Consider the following 15,358-nt stretch of genomic DNA (forward strand, 5'->3'; position numbering starts at 1 on the left):
AAGAGGTAGTTGCAGGTCAGCTGGTTGACGGTGGATCGATGGTCGGGTTATCCACAGGGCTTTCCACAGGGGCGTCCACAGGTTTGCGGCACTTCTCCACAGCCTCGGGCCGCTCGTCCACACCCCCTGTGGATAACCGCCTTGGCTGAAGCCCTCCCGGCGCCTTAGCGTGGGCTCTCCGTCCGACACTCCCACCCGCCACCGGCGTCCGATTTGTCGGTGCGGTGGCGTAGAAATGCGGTGGCGCAGTACCAGGAGCGCGGCTCCGCTCCACCCAGCCACCGGCAAGGCCCGCTCCAACTCGCACCACTCGCTGATCGGGGAACACGCGTGACCGGCCCCCAGTACGACGACCACGACGCCCCGCCGCCGGAGGACGACTGGCCCACCGCCGACGACCCCTTTCCCGCCGGAGCCTTCGCCGACGCGCCGTTCCCGGAGGGCCCGGGCGACCGGCTGCCGGTCTCGCGCGGGCGCGGCGGCAACGGTCAGGGCTCGGGCGGCGGGTTCCAGAAGGGCGGCCAGGGCGGGGGCTTCCAGAAAGGCGGCAAGGGCTCCGGAGGCTCCCAGCGCGACGGCAAGTGGCGCCAGGGCGAGGACGACCGCTCCGAGGGCGTCGACGGCTTCGAGCGGGTCCCCCCGCAGGACCTCGCCGCCGAGCAGTCCGTCCTCGGCGGCATGCTGCTCTCCAAGGACGCCATCGCCGACGTCGTCGAGGTGCTCAAGCCGGCCGACTACTACCGGCCCGCCCACGAGCTGATCCACGGCGCGATCCTCGACCTGTACGCCCGCGGCGAGCCGGCCGACCCGATCACCGTCGCCGGCGAGCTGACCAAGCGCGGCGAGCTCACCCGCGTCGGCGGCCCCGGCTACCTGCACACCCTGGTCAACTCCGTCCCGACCGCCGCCAACGCCGAGTACTACGCCGAGATCGTCCACGAGCGCGCGGTGCTGCGCCGGCTGGTCGAGGCCGGCACCCGGATCGCCGGCATGGGCTACGCGGCCGAGGGCGACGTCGACGAGATCGTCAACGCGGCCCAGGCGGAGATCTACGCCGTCACCGAGCAGCGCACCAACGAGGACTACGCACCGCTCGCCGACATCATGGAGGGGGCCCTCGACGAGATCGAGGCGATCGGCTCCCGCAACGGCCAGATGTCCGGCGTCCCGACCGGCTTCGCCGACTTCGACCAGCTGACCAACGGCCTGCACCCCGGCCAGATGATCGTCATCGCCGCCCGACCGGCCATGGGCAAGTCCACCCTGGCGCTGGACTTCGCGCGCGCCTGCTCGATCCACAACAAGCTGCCGAGCGTGATCTTCTCGCTCGAAATGGGGCGCAACGAGATCGCCATGCGTCTGCTCTCCGCCGAGGCCCGGGTGGCGCTGCACCACATGCGCTCCGGGAACATGACGGACGACGACTGGACGCGGGTCGCCCGCCGGATGCCGGACGTCAGCGAGGCGCCGCTGTTCATCGACGACTCGCCGAACCTGTCGATGATGGAGATCCGCGCCAAGTGCCGCCGCCTCAAGCAGCGCAGCGACATCAAGCTGATCGTCATCGACTACCTCCAGCTGATGCAGTCCGGCGGCTCCCGCCGGGCCGAGAACCGTCAGCAGGAGGTCTCCGACATGTCGCGAAACCTGAAGCTGCTGGCCAAGGAGCTGGAGGTGCCGGTGATCGCGCTCTCCCAGCTGAACCGTGGTCCCGAACAGCGAACCGACAAGCGGCCGATGGTCTCCGACCTGCGTGAGTCCGGCTCGATCGAGCAGGACGCCGACATGGTCATCCTGCTCCACCGTGAGGACGCCTACGAGAAGGAGTCCCCGCGCGCGGGCGAGGCCGACCTGATCGTCGCCAAGCACCGAAACGGTCCGACGGCCACGATCACCGTGGCCTTCCAGGGCCACTACTCGCGGTTCGTCGACATGACGAGGGACTGACCGGGGCGACGTGTAGGTTCTCAAATCCCGTGTCATTTTCTCAGTCGCCGTGTCATCTGGATGTCAGGCCGGGAGAACGACCAGGTCAGCGACTGTCCTGTCGCATCGCAGCCGGCGGATTCTCACTCGATCTCATCCGAGCTGTCGGATTCTCACCGCTTCGCGCTCCGAGGGGGCGAGCACTGCCTCGTTCAGGGGGTGATCCGAGTTCGTCGACCTCGTTGCCATGGCACCTGGCACCTGGCACTGTCACTCTCGGCGTGTACGTGAGGATCCGAGGTACCGATGGGCCTCGATGCTGTCGTACCTGGTTTGGCCTCCGGCAGCTGTTGATCGGGCCAACCGGGTGGGTGTGGCAGGGCCACCTTCTTTGTGCCGCTTACCCCTACGTTGGTGGCCATGCACACGAACCGGCTGAGTGAGTTCCTGCGGGCCCGGCGCGCACTGGTCCGTCCCGAGGACCACGAGATGCCTGCGGGGGCGCGCCGTACTCCCGGTCTGCGACGCGAGGAGATCGCGGTCCTGGCCGGGGTGAGCACCGACTACTACGTGCGGTTGGAACAGGGACGCGAACACAATCCCTCGCCCCAGGTCCTGCGGGCCCTGGCGGCCGCCCTGCTCCTGAAGGACGAGGAAGCCGCCTACCTGCGCGCGCTGGTCGATCCGCCCCAACCCTGGCGCTCCGGGCCCGGCCGGGAGTACGCGGGCCCGCAACTGGTGGCCCTGCTGGACATGTGGGCGGACACACCGGCTCTGGTCTACGGCCGGTACCTCGATCTGCTGGCCGTCAACTCCCTCGGCGAGGCCCTCTTCTCGTGGCTCGGCAGCGATTCCAGTCTGATCACAGCGATGTTCCTCAACCCGACCGCCCGGGACTTCTACCGCGACTGGGCCGTCATCGCACAGGGGTGCGTGGCCGCGCTGCGAGCCGCCAATCCCACTCCGGACGATCAGCGGCTGCAGGAGCTGGTCGGCGAACTGTCCGTGCGCAGCCCCGACTTCGCACGCATGTGGGCGCGCCACGAGGTACGGGCCAAAACGGCCTCGACGAAACGCTTCCACCACCGGCTGGTCGGCGACCTCACCCTGGGCTTCGAGACCTTCTCCGTCACCAGCGCCCCCGGCCAGCACCTCGTCGTCTACCGGGCCGAACCCGGCACCGCTGCCGAGCAGTCACTGGCTCTGCTCGGCAGCTTCACCCCCACCGATTCCCACGACACTCCAACCGAAGGGCACACCCCGTATGACCTCCCCTGACTTGCCCGTCTGGTTCATCACCGGCTGCTCCTCCGGCCTGGGCCGGGCACTGGCCACCGCCGTGCTGGAGCGCGGATGGCGGGCAGTGGTCACCGCCCGAGACCCCCGAAAGCTCGCCGACGTGATCCGCGGGCACGACGAACGCGCCCTCCCACTACCCCTGGATGTCACCGACTCCCAGCAGATCGCGACAGCGGTCACCGGGGCACAGCTCGCCTTCGGAAAGATCGACGTCCTGGTCAACAATGCCGGCTACGGCTACCTCGCCGCCGTCGAGGAGGGCGAGGACGACGAGATCCGCGCCCTGTTCGACACCAACGTCTTCGGCTTGGCCAACACCACCAAAGCCGTCCTGCCGGGCATGCGCGCCCGTCGAGCCGGCCACATCGTGAACATCTCCTCACTCGGCGGCCTGCTCGGCTTCGGCGCCACCGGCTACTACCACGCCACCAAGTTCGCCGTGGAAGGCCTTTCCGAGTCACTCGCCGCCGAAGTCGCCCCTCTGGGCATCAAGGTGACGATCGTCGAACCCGCCGCATTCCGCACCAACTGGCCCGGGCCCTCCATGCGCCAGTCCGCCACCACCATCGCCGACTACGCCCCCACCGCGGGCACACGGCGCGCCAGCACCCTGGCCACCTACGGCCACCAGCCCGGGGACCCAGCACGCGCCGCCCAGGCCATCATCGACGCCATCACGGCCGAACAGCCGCCGCTGCGCCTGCTGCTGGGCAAGGCCGCATACGACATCGCCACCGCCAAGCTCGACTCTCTCAAGACCACCTTCGACGGCTGGCGGGAGGTCACTCTCAGCACCGACTTCCCCTCGAAGCAGGCCGCAAGCTGACGGCGTGCATCACCGATCCCAGGTGCCGGCTCCGCTCTCCGCCCTGCCACACCGTTGAACTCACAACGATCTGGGGGGAGAACAACCTTGACCGTTCGCTTTCGCAGATCCTCAACGTTGCTCCCGGCGCGGGCCAGGTTCCTCCTGACGGTCCTGCGACGACTCGGTTCGCAGCCCACCCCCGGATTCCGCGGAAGCCAGATGCACCGAGAATCCCGCGCCGAGGGTTCTCACCCGACCTGGCAGCCCCGCAGCTCAGCACAAGATCCACAGACACGCTCAACGCGACAGGACATGTGTGACTGCCTGGTCCCTCGGACAGCGGCGCTCGCGCATCCCGTGGGCGTCCCATGTCGGACGCCGGGTCGGCGGCGGTGAGGTCGCTGCTGCTCGCGGTGATGGTCCCTGCCGCGGATGTCGGTGACCGCGTCCCCGCCCGGGTCCTGCTCGCCCCCCCCCGTCACCGACGCCGGCCAGCACCTCGCCCGCCGAGTCGGCCCCGGAGGCATCTGGGTCGGCTGAGAGCCGCCTCCGAAGGAGACGCCGCACGCCGTCACGCCCACTGACCAACACCGCCCGGTCTCGCCCGCCGCTCTTGGCAGAGCGCAACGGCGCCGCGTCGGCGCTTCAGTCGGCGTTGTGGCTGCGCAGCTGCTCGGCGGCTTCCTGGTAGGCGTCGGTGGCGCGGGCGAAGTAGTCGAAGAGGACTTCGAGCTGCTCGGGCGAGTAGCCCCTGAGGAGCTCGCCGATCCGCTGCCGGGCCGGGGCCATGACCCGGTCGAGGTCGGCGGGCTTGCCGATCGGTTCGACGATCACCTTGCGGCGGTCTCCGGGGTCCGGGGCCCGGCGCACGTAGCCGGCCTGTTCGAGGCGGTCGATGAGGCGGGTGGTCGGCCCGGTGGTGAGGCCGGTGCGGGTGCCGAGCTCGCCGGGGGTCATCGGGCCGGTCAGTTGAAGGATGTTCAGCGCGTAGAGGTCGGTGGCGCCGAGCTCGCAGGCCTTGGCGCTGGCATGGCCGTGCAGCATCACGGCGCTCAGGTACCGGCGGTAGACCTCACTCGCATCGGATGGCACGGGCGTTGACACAGGCTCCTCCACTCCCTAATCTCTTCCTCAATGAAGAGAAATCTTCGACGAAGCAACTTCTTCAAAGAAGTTATCATGGAAGGGGAGACCATGAGCACCGTCACCACCACCGAGGCGACCGACCCGACGGGCGAGCCGACCGGCCTGAAGAGCGCCCCGACGAGGACCGGGAACGGCCGGCGCACCAACCGTCGGCGCACCGTCAAGCGCGCCCTCGGCATCACCGCCCTCACCCTCACCCTCACCCTCGCCGTCGCCGCGGCCGGCGGGTACTTCTGGCTGGACGCCACATCCGACGTCCGCAACCTCGGCCAGACCGACTGCACCGCCGTCACCCCCGCCGTCACCGCCACCCCGGCCGGCACGCCCACCACCGACGATCACCGTGCCGTCTGCGACACCATCCGCGCTCTCACCGACGCCTGGGGCCGGGGCGACGCCACCGCGTACGGCGAGCAGTTCACCGTCGACGCCACCTACACCACCTACGTCGGCACCCACTACCAGGGCCGCCGCGACATCGCCGACGCCCACCGCGCCCTGTTCGACGGATTCGTCAAGGACACCAAGCTCGCCGACTCCTTCCTCGGCATCCGCTTCTACGGGCCGGACACCGCCGTCGTCACCAGCCGCGGCGACACCTACAAGGGCGGTACCCCCAAGAAGCCGTCCGAGCTGACCAAGACGCAGTCCTACACGCTGGTCCGCCAGAGCGACCACAGCTGGCGCATCGCCGCCTTCCACAACACCCAGCGCCAGAACGTGATGGAGCGGCTCTCCTTCCTCTGGGACTCGGCGACCGTGCCCGAGGCCGAGAAGTGACCGACCGGCTCCGCCCGCACACCGGCACCCCGCGCCTGCACGCCACCACCACCGCACACCCCAACCCGGAGGACGACACCATGACCGCCAACCACCGCACCACCGCCCCCCGCGCGACCGACGCCGCCGCGATCCGCGCCCTGCTGGAGCGCGGCGCCGCAGCCTGGGCTGACGGCGACGGCACTGCGTACGGCGCCTGCTTCACCGAGGACGCCACCGACGTCACCTACGTCGGCACCGTCTACCACGGCGGCGAGGAGATCGGCCGCGCTCACCAGGCCCTGTTCGACAGCTTCCTCAAGGGCACCCGGCTGATCCTCGACATCACCGACCTGCGCTTCTACGGCACCGACACGGCCGTGGTCGTCACCCGCGGCGACGTCCGCAAGGGCGGCACCCCGGAGCAGGACGGCAAGCAGGGCAAGGTCGGCAAGCTCGCCACGTACACGGTGGTGCGCGAGGCCGACGGCCGGTGGCGGATCGCCGCCGTCCAGAAGACCCAGCGCAAGCCCCTGATGGAGGCCGTCTCCTTCCGCTTCCAGCCGGCCACCCGACCCGCCGCGAACTGAGACGCAGCCATCATGACCACCACCCAGCCGACCGCCGCGACACCCCGGCCGTCCGACACCGCCCACCGCCCCACCGCCCTGGTCACCGGAGCCAGCGCCGGCATCGGCCGCGCCTTCGCCCGCCGCCTGGCAGCGAGCGGCCACCGGGTGATCGCCGTCGCCCGGAACGAGGAGCGACTCCAAGCCCTGATGGCCGAACTCGGCCCCGGCCACGATCACCTGGCCGCCGACCTCGGCGACCCCGACGGCCTCCACAAGGCCGCCCAACTCCTCGCCGACCGACGCGTCCACCTCCTGGTCAACAATGTGGGAACCGCCACCACCGGCCCCTTCGCCACGACCCCACTCACCCACGCCCACGAGATGCTGCGCCTCAACTGCGAGGCCCTCGTCACCCTCTCCCACGCCTTCCTCGCCCAGGCCCGCCCCGGCGACGCCCTGCTGAACGTCTCCTCCACCCTTGCCCACACCCCGCTGCCGGCCCTCGCCGTCTACAGCGCCACCAAGGCGTTCGTCACCGCCTTCTCCGAGGCACTCTGGTCCGAGCACCGGGCATCCGGCATCCACGTCCTCGCGCTCTGCCCGGGCATGACCGCCACCGAGTCGCAGTCGCACGACGACGCACCGGCCGCCCTGGTGCAGACCCCCGAACAGGTCGTCGACACCGCCCTACGCGCCCTGCGCCGCCGCAGCCGCCCCACGGTCGTGCCCGGCACGGCCAACCGCCTCCTCCTCGCCGCCGCCCGCACCCTCCCCCGCCACCGCACCCTCACCGCCCTCGCCCGCACCTGAACCACCCGCACAAACACGAAACAGGCCGGATCTCCGAGCAGCCCAGGACACCGGCCGAGCGGTAGTCCGGCAGACCGCCGCGGCGGCGACGGCACCATCTCGGGGCGCTCCCCTACCGCTGCTCGAGGGACGCATGGACGGGGATGAACGACGAGCCGGCCGACGATCTCGCCGACGTCACATACTGGGGCGGCCGGTACGAGGACGACGCGCATGCGCAGTTCGGTGGCAAGCGGATCGCGCAGTACGGCGTCGACGGACCGCACGGCTGCCTCGACCTTCCGCCGGCCGAGGCAGCCGCACGCGCGGCCGAACTCACCGCCTGGCGCGACCGACTCCACGGCAAGGGCCTCATGGTCTCGATCGACAAGCACACCGACTTCCACCGCCTCCGGCGGGCCGGGTGGCACCATCCGCTCCACGTCGGTGCGATCGAGGTCGGCGGCTGCCAGGTGCTCGGCATCGAATGGGACCAAGGCGATCACTCGATCAGACACCGCGGTGAACGGGACTCCGGCCAGGTCCAGCCGGTCACGCTCGAAGCCGACGAGGCGGGCGGGATGGTGTTGCGATGGGCCATCCCGCCCTACGACTTCGATGACGAAGACGAGTGACGAGCCCAGCTCTGGGGATCCGCCACCGTGGTGAGACTGATCAACCCCGACAGGTGGTGAGACAGATCCGGGAGCCCCAGGTCACAGCGGTGACGTGTGCCACGAGCCGCGAGATCCTACAGGGCGACGGGCCGGCCGAGGGACTGACCGGGGCGACGGGCCCGGGGCGACGGGCCGGCCGAGGCCGCCGCGGCCGGGGAGCCGGCGCTGCCTACAGCTGGGTGGGTGGTGGGATCACCACCTGCGCCCGGGGGGTAGCCGGATCGTCCGGGGCCGGTGCATCCGGACATGCTGGGGACGCCACATACCGCTGGTTTCCCCACCATTCCGTAGGAGTTGGCTCGTGCGTGAGCAGACATGGCAACGGCTTCGTTCCGCCCGCCGGCAGCCGGGCGGCCGGCGTAGAGCGGTCCGGGCTGCGGCCGCGGTGGCCGTGGGCGTCATGACGACAGGTGTCCTGATGCCGCCCGCGGCGTCCGCCGCCGCCCGGCCGGACACCGTCCAGCAGGGCCTGAGCGCGCTGGTGCGGCCCGATGGTCCGCCCGCCGCCCTGGCGAGCGTCAGGACCCGTGAGGGCCGTACCCGTAACTACACCGCAGGGGTGGGCGACGTGGCCACCGGCTCGAAGGTGCCCACGGACGGGCAGGTGCGGATCGGGAGCAACACCAAGACGTTCACCGCCGTGGTCGTGCTGCAACTGGTCGGCGAGGGGAGGATCGGCCTCGATGCCACCGTCGACACCTATCTGCCCGGCCTCGTCCGCGGGGAGGGGATCGACGGGAGCCGCATCACCGTCCGTCAGCTCCTCCAGCACACCAGCGGACTCCCCAACTACAGCGACTACCTCGGCGACGAGGTCCGGTACTTCGAGCCCCGCGAGCTCCTCGGCACCGCTCTCCGGCACAAGGCCGACTTCGATCCCGGGAAGGGCTGGAAGTACAGCAACACGAACTACGTGCTGGCCGGCCTGATCGTCCAGGAGGTCACCAGCCGACCCCTCGCCGAGGAGATCGACCGGCGCATCATCAGGCACCTCGGGCTGCGCCACACCTACTTCCCCGCGCCCGGTGACGCGACGATCCGCGAACCCCATCCCAAGGGCTACGACCGGGAATCAGCGGGCGCGCGCCTGCGCGACGTCACGGAGACGGACCCCTCCTGGGGCTGGGCGGCAGGTCAGCTGATCTCCACCGACTCCGACCTCAACCGGTTCTTCGGCGCGCTCCTGGGCGGCGATCTGCTCGCGGACGCCCAGCTCGCCCAGATGCGCACCACCGTCCCCGCCGAGAGCACCTTCGGCCCCGGCGCCCGCTACGGACTGGGGCTGGTGAGCAAACCGCTGCCGTGCGACGACGGCGTCTACTGGGGCCACGGCGGCAGCTTCCCGGGGTACGAGACCCGGGGTGGCGCCACCGACGACGGCCGCGCCGCCAACATCGCGGTGACCACCCAGCTGACCGACGAGGCGCGGGCGCGTGTCGACAAGGTGGTGGAGACCGCCCTGTGCCGCTGAGCCGCACCTCCCGGGGGCGGCGCGGGGGAGCCCGCACCCCTCCGAGGTCCTTCACGCGGCAGGGAAATCGGCTTTCTTCCGTACCCGGGCCCTCTGTACTCTGTGCGAGCCTTATTTGATGATCATTCAATAATCCTTGGGGGGTACGGTGCCTCGTCACCGTCATATCGTCATCGCGGCCGCCGTGGCGGCCGGCGTCGCCGTCGTTCCGGGCCTGGCCCAGGCGGCCGACTCGCCCGCTCCCGCCACCGGTACCCACGGCGCGAGCACCACGCCGGTGAACAAGGTCTCCAGCCCGGCGTTCACCACCGCCAGCAGCCCGGTCGGGTCCACGGTCAAGCAGCTGCGCAAGGCCGCGCCGAACGCCCAGAACGCGCCCGGTGCGCAGGAGGGCACGGCCGCCCCGGCCGCCAACCCGAACCTGGGGACCGGCGTGACCGTGACGGGCACCAGCGCCTACGGCGTCAGCCTGACGGCCGACGTGGTCAGCGACCCCGTTGCGGTCACCGTCATGATCTCCTGGGGCGACGGCACCACGGACGAGGTCCACACCACCGGCACCAGCAAGGTCGAGCGCACGCACACCTACGCCAAGCTCGGTGTGTACGACGTGAAGGTGAACCTGTCCACCGTCGACGCCACCGCGTCCAACGGCGTCACCATCGCGACCCCCGGCTCGGCCTACACCCCGTACGGCCCGACCCGTCTGCTGGACACCCGTGACGGTACCGGCGCGCCCGCCGCCAAGGTGGGGAACGACCAGCTGGTCCGGGTGAAGATCGCCGGCAACGGCGGGATCCCGGCCGGGGTCACCGCGGTGGCGCTCAACGTCACGGTCACCGAGCCGGGCGGCGCCGGCCACATCATCGCCTACCCGGACGGCGCCACCCGGCCGACCACCTCGAACGTCAACTACACCGAGGGCCAGACCGTCCCCAATCTGGTCATCGTCCCGGTCGGTGCCGACGGCTACGTCGACCTGTACAACCGCGGTGCGGCCCCGGTGCACCTGATCGCCGACGTCGCGGGCTACTTCAGCCACACGGCGGCCGCGGGCTACACCGGGGTCTCCCCCACCCGCCTCGTCGACACCCGGGAGGGCCTCGGCACCGCCCGCGGCCAGGTCGCCGGCTGGACGTCGTTCCCGGTGCAGGTCCGGGGCGCCGCCGGGGTCCCGGCCGGGGCCAAGGCCGTGGCGCTCAACGTCACCGTGACCGACCCGCAGAGCGACGGTCACCTGACCGTCTACCCGGGCGCCCAGTCGGCACCGACCGCCTCCAACCTGAACTTCCGCGCCGGCCAGACCATCGCCAACTCGGTGATCGTGCCGATCGGCGCGGACGGCCGGATCCAGGTGCTCAACGCCGCGCCGGGCTCGTCCGACGTGATCGTGGACGTGGTCGGCTACTACGGCGACGACAGCAGGAGCGCCTACCTGCCGGTCCTCCCGACCCGTCTGCTGGACACCCGCGAGGACTCCTGGGGCGCTGGCCCGCTGCCCGGGCAGAACTACATCTACATGCCGCTGTCGGACGGGCTCCCGCAGTTCACCGGCTTCGTGCTCAACAGCACGGTGACCAACACCAAGGACGCGGGCCACCTGACGGTCTTCCCGGACCCGAACACCGTGGCCCAGTACGACAACGGCACGGCGATCCTGCCCGTCAAGCCGAACACCTCCACGCTGAACTGGAAGGCCGGGGACACCGTGCCCAACCTGGTCCAGGCGAACCCCGGTGCCAACGGCATCGTCGACTTCTGGAACGCCAGCGGCGGTGACATCGACCTGGTCGTGGACATGTTCGGGGTCTACCAGAACAACTGATCGCGACGCGGGACCCGCGAAGCCCCCCGGGGCGGCCGTCCGACGGTCGCTCCGGGGGGCTTCGCCGTGCGCGGGCCGGGCGGCGGGGCCGGTGCTCCGGGAACGATGGGTTCCGGTGGATGAGCTACTGTCCTCGCCGTGACACAAATACGACTGCGGCTTCCCGGTAGAGCCGGGGGAACTACGCGAGGGGCGGCGGCCGTAGGAGCCGGGGCCCGGCTGGGGTGGCTGGACGCGCTGCGCGGACTGGCCGCCCTGGTGGTCGCGTTGCACCACTTCGGCATCCTCGAGATGCTGCCGTTCGGCGGCGCGATCTGGTGGCACTTCGACCTGGGACTGTACGGCGTGATGCTGTTCTTCCTGGTCAGCGGTTACATCATCCCGGCCTCACTGGAACGCCGGGGTGACGTCCGGGCGTTCTGGGTGGGGCGACTGTTCCGCATCTACCCGGCGCTGATCGCCACCTTCACGGTGTCGATCATGATGCTGCCCAAGGGTGACGGATCGGTGGCGCTGTTCCGCACCGGCCACAACCTCATCTCGTTGGTCGCCAACGCGACGATGCTCCAGGACATGCTGAACGTGGTCAACGGCATGGGCGTGACCTGGACTCTCACCTACGAGATGATCTTCTACTTCCTCGTCACCGGGCTGTTCACCCTCGGCTGGCACCGGCGCAGCAGCAGCTTCGCCGTCGGCTTCGCCGCCGTGGCGCTGGTGTTCGGCGGTTCGCTCGCCACCGGCACGATCGCCCACGACCTGGGTTCGACCCGCAACCTGGTCCTCGCGGCGGCCCTGATCGTGCTGATGGGCTTCGCCTGCATGCTCAGCGGCAACCCGGTGCTGACCCGCACCGGCGCGGTGCTGGTGGCCGGGCTCGGGGTGGTGCTGCTGCTCAACAACAGCCGGGCGCCGGTCTTCGAGACTCTGCTGATCTTCGCCACGATGTTCGCCGGCACGGTGCTCTACCGGGCCGAGCACGGCCAGATCGACCGCATGCAGGCGTGGCTCTGCTGCGGGTTCGTGGTGGTCGCGGGGGTGGCGATCGGCTGGATGTACAACCGCAACGGCGTGGAGCAGAACACCTGGAACTCGGGCTGGATCGCCTGGTCGACGTCGTACACCGGGGCCTGGGCCACCTTCCTCGGTGCGATGGCGCTGCGCAAGCGGCGGTTCCCGAAGGTGCTGACCTGGCTGGGCGCGGTCAGCTTCTCGCTGTACCTGATGCACGTGCCGCTGCTGCACACCATCGCCCCGCTGCTGGCGCACCCGGCTCCGACCACGACGGGTGCGAAGACCCTGTGGGTGGTGGAGTACCTGGCCATCGCGCTGGCCGCCGCCTACCTGATGTACCGGCTGGTGGAGCTGCCGTTCCAGAAGCTGGGGCGCAAGGTGCTGAAGGCGGTCGAGCGGCGGTTCCCCGGCGGGCCTGCGGCCGCACCGGAGGGCGCCGCCCGCCCGGCGGCGGTACCGGCGGCCGCCGAGCCAGTCCGGGTGCCGGCCGAGGCCGGTGCCGGAGCGGGCGGGCCCGGCGCGAGCTGACTCCCGGCGCGTGAACGAAAGCGGGCGGCCGACAGCGTGACAACGCTGTCGGCCGCCCGCTTTCCGTTCCGTGGAGCAGCCCGTGGAGCAGCCCGAGCAGCCGTGGAACATCCGGGGGAGTGCCCGGGGGAGTGCCCGGGGGAGTGCTGGGGGAGCGGCCGTCAGAGCGCGACGGTGGCGCGGAAGACGGTGGCGTCCACGCCGTCCAGCCGGGTGCCGGTCCCGGTCGCGGGGAGGAAGACCGACTCGCCGCGGGCGAGGTCCAGTGTGGTGCCGTCGGCGGCGGTGAGCCGGGCGGTGCCGGCGGTGCAGAGCAGGATCTGCGGGGCGTGGCCGTCGATCTCGCGCTCCCGGCCGTCCAGGGTGAAGCGGGAGAGCCGGAACTCGTCGATCGGGACGGGGTAGAGCTCCTCGCCGGGGGTGCCGTCGACCGCGGTCGGGACGAGCAGGTCCGGGGCGCCGGGGGTGAATTCGACCACCTTGAGCAGCTCGGGCACGTCGATGTGCTTGGGGGTGAGCCCGGCCCGCAGCACGTTGTCGGAGTTGGCCTGCAGCTCGACGCAGACGCCGTGCACGTAGGCGTGCGGGACGCCGGCGCCGAGGTAGAGGGCCTGGCCGGCCCGGAGACGGATGGCGTTGAGCAGCAGCCCGGCGATCAGGCCGCGGTCGCCGGGGAAGCCGTGGGTGATCCGGGTGTACAGCGCGTACGGGCCGTCGGGGTCGCCGGCGGCGGCCTTGTCGATCGCCTCGGCGGTGTCCCGGACGGCGGCGGCGGCCGTGGCCTCGTCCATGGTGAGGACGGCGGCCAGGGTGGTGCGCAGGGCCTCGGACTCGTCCTCGCCGGCCAGCAGGGCGATCAGCGGGGAGAGGGCCGGCACCTGGAGCCCGGCCATCAGGGCGGCCGCCTCGGCGGGCGGGCGGAAGCCGCAGAGGCCGTCGAACTCGCCGAGCGCGCAGATGAGTTCGGGCTTGTGGTTGGCGTCGCGGTAGCTGCGGTGCGGGGCGTCCAGCGGGATGCCGAGGGCGTTCTCCGCGGCGTACCCGGCCCGGGCCTGGCCGAGGGTCGGGTGGGCCTGGATCGAGAGCGGAATGCCGGCGGCCAGGACCTTGAGCAGGAACGGCAGAGCGGGGCCGAACCGGGCCACGGCGGCGGCGCCTAGCTCCCCCTCGGGGTCGGCGGCGATCAGCTCGTCCAGCGGGCGCGGTCCGTCACCGCGGTCGGCACGGGAGGGTGCGCCGGGGTGGGCGCCCATCCAGAGCTCGGCCTGCGGTTCGCCGGTGGGTTCCTGCCCGAGCAGCTCGGGGAGTGCGGTGACCGACCCCCAGGCGTACGGGCGGACAGTGTTGACGAGCCTGTCCATGCGCGCGGTCCTGCTCCTCTGCTGCAGTGGCTGGTGTGCCGGATCGCCGGTTCGCCGGAGGCGGGCCCGGCGTGCGGGCGGTCCGGGCAAAGGCTGGGCATCGACCCTAGCCGACCGGTGCCGCCACCGGGGAAACGGCCGGGGCGGGCGGGGAGTGCCGTAGCCGTACCGGCGGTCCGAGGGCGCGGTAGTAGGATGCCAGGACGCAGTGGTTCCCACAGTGGGGACCGGTCGGCGGGGCGCCGACGGGGGCTGCGTTCCAGAGTGCGGGCAACGGTGACTGGCACTTCCCGCCACCGGCCGAGAGGTTTGTACGTGACCGTGAACCAGCAGAGTTTTGCTGATCTCGGCAGGGTGCTGGTGATCATTCCGACGTTCAACGAGGCGGAGAACGTCGAGCGGATCGTCGGCCGGGTCCGCGCTGCGGTGCCCGAGGCACACGTCCTGGTCGCCGACGACAACAGCCCCGACGGCACCGGTGAGCTGGCCGACAAGCTGGCCGCCGAGGACCGGAACGTGCACGTCATGCACCGTCTGGGCAAGGAAGGCCTGGGCGCCGCCTACCTGGCCGGGTTCGCCTGGGGCATCGAGCACGGCTACGACGTCCTGGTCGAGATGGACGCCGACGGCTCGCACCAGCCCGAGGAGCTGGACCGGCTGCTGGGTGCGCTGCGCGGCGCCGACCTGGTGCTCGGCTCACGCTGGGTGCCGGGCGGCCGGGTGGTGAACTGGCCGAAGTCGCGGCTGCTGCTCTCGCGCGGCGGGTCGACGTACTCGCGACTGATGCTGAACGTGCCGATCCGGGACGTCACCGGCGGTTACCGGGCGTTCCGCAAGGAGACGCTGCTCGGCCTGGGCATGGACGAGGTGGCCTCGGCCGGGTACTGCTTCCAGGTCGACCTGGCGTGGCGGACGGTGAAGGCCGGCTTCAAGGTGGCCGAGGTGCCGATCACCTTCGTCGAGCGCGAGCTGGGCGCCTCCAAGATGAGCCGCCACATCGTGATCGAGGCGCTCTGGCGGGTCACCGCCTGGGGAGTCTCCGACCGGATCGCCAAGCTGACCGGCCGCAAGGGCTGACGCGGCCGCGAGGGCCGAGGAGCTCGCCGCCCGACCGCGGGGACGCGAGCCCGCCCTGCGGTGGCGGACACGACCGGGAAGGCGCGCCCCGCCGGGCGCGCCTTCC

General features: G+C 71.1%; 13 protein-coding genes. 11 read left to right on the forward strand and 2 right to left on the reverse strand.

The genetic code is table 11. The features are described 5' to 3' along the window. The first annotated feature begins 456 nt into the window (after window positions 1–456). The 3 genes from dnaB (at window position 457) to OG286_RS20385 (ending at window position 4,051) form a co-directional block, all read left to right on the forward strand. Complete coding sequence (gene dnaB, locus OG286_RS20375) at window positions 457–1,947, forward strand: replicative DNA helicase (RefSeq protein ID WP_396324354.1); 1,491 nt, start codon at window positions 457–459, stop codon at window positions 1,945–1,947. Between the two features lie 399 nt (window positions 1,948–2,346). Next, window positions 2,347–3,204, forward strand: a complete 858-nt coding sequence (locus OG286_RS20380; protein ID WP_396324332.1) for a helix-turn-helix domain-containing protein — start codon at window positions 2,347–2,349, stop codon at window positions 3,202–3,204. Then, entirely contained in the window at window positions 3,191–4,051 is an 861-nt protein-coding gene (locus OG286_RS20385; protein ID WP_396324331.1) for an oxidoreductase, read from the forward strand. Before OG286_RS20380 ends, OG286_RS20385 begins: the two co-directional genes overlap by 14 nt. 627 nt (window positions 4,052–4,678) lie before the next feature. Here the strand turns inward: OG286_RS20385 and OG286_RS20390 are convergent. Further along, on the reverse strand, window positions 4,679–5,125 hold the full coding sequence (locus tag OG286_RS20390; RefSeq protein ID WP_405366070.1) for a MarR family winged helix-turn-helix transcriptional regulator: 447 nt from the start codon (window positions 5,123–5,125) through the stop codon (window positions 4,679–4,681). A gap of 87 nt (window positions 5,126–5,212) precedes the next feature. Between OG286_RS20390 and OG286_RS20395 the strand changes: the two genes are divergently transcribed. From OG286_RS20395 to OG286_RS20425, 7 genes are all read left to right on the forward strand, one after another. Then, complete coding sequence (locus tag OG286_RS20395) at window positions 5,213–5,959, forward strand: SgcJ/EcaC family oxidoreductase (protein ID WP_405360575.1); 747 nt, start codon at window positions 5,213–5,215, stop codon at window positions 5,957–5,959. Beyond that, a complete protein-coding gene (locus tag OG286_RS20400; RefSeq protein ID WP_396324329.1) occupies window positions 5,956–6,528 on the forward strand; it encodes an SgcJ/EcaC family oxidoreductase in 573 nt (190 codons plus the stop codon). The genes OG286_RS20395 and OG286_RS20400 overlap by 4 nt, the downstream gene beginning before the upstream one ends. A gap of 12 nt (window positions 6,529–6,540) precedes the next feature. Continuing rightward, on the forward strand, window positions 6,541–7,320 hold the full coding sequence (locus tag OG286_RS20405) for an SDR family NAD(P)-dependent oxidoreductase (RefSeq protein ID WP_405365647.1): 780 nt from the start codon (window positions 6,541–6,543) through the stop codon (window positions 7,318–7,320). A gap of 143 nt (window positions 7,321–7,463) precedes the next feature. Then, window positions 7,464–7,934: a hypothetical protein gene (locus tag OG286_RS20410; RefSeq protein WP_405360572.1), complete on the forward strand. Its 471-nt coding sequence runs from the start codon at window positions 7,464–7,466 to the stop codon at window positions 7,932–7,934. Window positions 7,935–8,277: 343 nt separating this feature from the next. After that, window positions 8,278–9,447 (forward strand): serine hydrolase domain-containing protein, encoded by a 1,170-nt coding sequence (locus OG286_RS20415; RefSeq protein WP_405360570.1) that lies wholly within the window; start codon window positions 8,278–8,280, stop codon window positions 9,445–9,447. Between the two features lie 148 nt (window positions 9,448–9,595). Beyond that, window positions 9,596–11,272: a hypothetical protein gene (locus tag OG286_RS20420; RefSeq protein WP_396324325.1), complete on the forward strand. Its 1,677-nt coding sequence runs from the start codon at window positions 9,596–9,598 to the stop codon at window positions 11,270–11,272. A gap of 138 nt (window positions 11,273–11,410) precedes the next feature. Further along, on the forward strand, window positions 11,411–12,814 hold the full coding sequence (locus OG286_RS20425) for an acyltransferase family protein (protein WP_396324324.1): 1,404 nt from the start codon (window positions 11,411–11,413) through the stop codon (window positions 12,812–12,814). A gap of 161 nt (window positions 12,815–12,975) precedes the next feature. On the opposite strand, the gene manA is transcribed toward OG286_RS20425, so the two are convergent. Continuing rightward, window positions 12,976–14,175, reverse strand: a complete 1,200-nt coding sequence (gene manA / locus OG286_RS20430) for a mannose-6-phosphate isomerase, class I (RefSeq protein WP_405365648.1) — start codon at window positions 14,173–14,175, stop codon at window positions 12,976–12,978. A gap of 315 nt (window positions 14,176–14,490) precedes the next feature. Between manA and OG286_RS20435 the strand changes: the two genes are divergently transcribed. Further along, on the forward strand, window positions 14,491–15,252 hold the full coding sequence (locus OG286_RS20435) for a polyprenol monophosphomannose synthase (RefSeq protein ID WP_396324322.1): 762 nt from the start codon (window positions 14,491–14,493) through the stop codon (window positions 15,250–15,252). Window positions 15,253–15,358: the final 106 nt, after the last annotated feature.

The sequence above is a fragment of the Kitasatospora sp. NBC_00039 genome, from assembly GCF_045160625.1.
In the GTDB taxonomy this organism is placed as follows: Bacteria; Actinomycetota; Actinomycetes; order Streptomycetales; family Streptomycetaceae; genus Kitasatospora.

Excerpts from the sequence above, each read along its gene's own strand:
- OG286_RS20385 (WP_396324331.1), top strand. The coding sequence starts at position 3,191 with ATGACCTCCCCTGACTTGCCCGTCTGGTTCATCACCGGCTGCTCCTCC.
- OG286_RS20405 (WP_405365647.1), top strand. The coding sequence starts at position 6,541 with ATGACCACCACCCAGCCGACCGCCGCGACACCCCGGCCGTCCGACACC.
- OG286_RS20380 (WP_396324332.1), top strand. The coding sequence starts at position 2,347 with ATGCACACGAACCGGCTGAGTGAGTTCCTGCGGGCCCGGCGCGCACTG.
- OG286_RS20395 (WP_405360575.1), top strand. The coding sequence starts at position 5,213 with ATGGAAGGGGAGACCATGAGCACCGTCACCACCACCGAGGCGACCGAC.
- manA (WP_405365648.1), bottom strand. The coding sequence starts at position 14,175 with ATGGACAGGCTCGTCAACACTGTCCGCCCGTACGCCTGGGGGTCGGTC.
- OG286_RS20410 (WP_405360572.1), top strand. The coding sequence starts at position 7,464 with ATGAACGACGAGCCGGCCGACGATCTCGCCGACGTCACATACTGGGGC.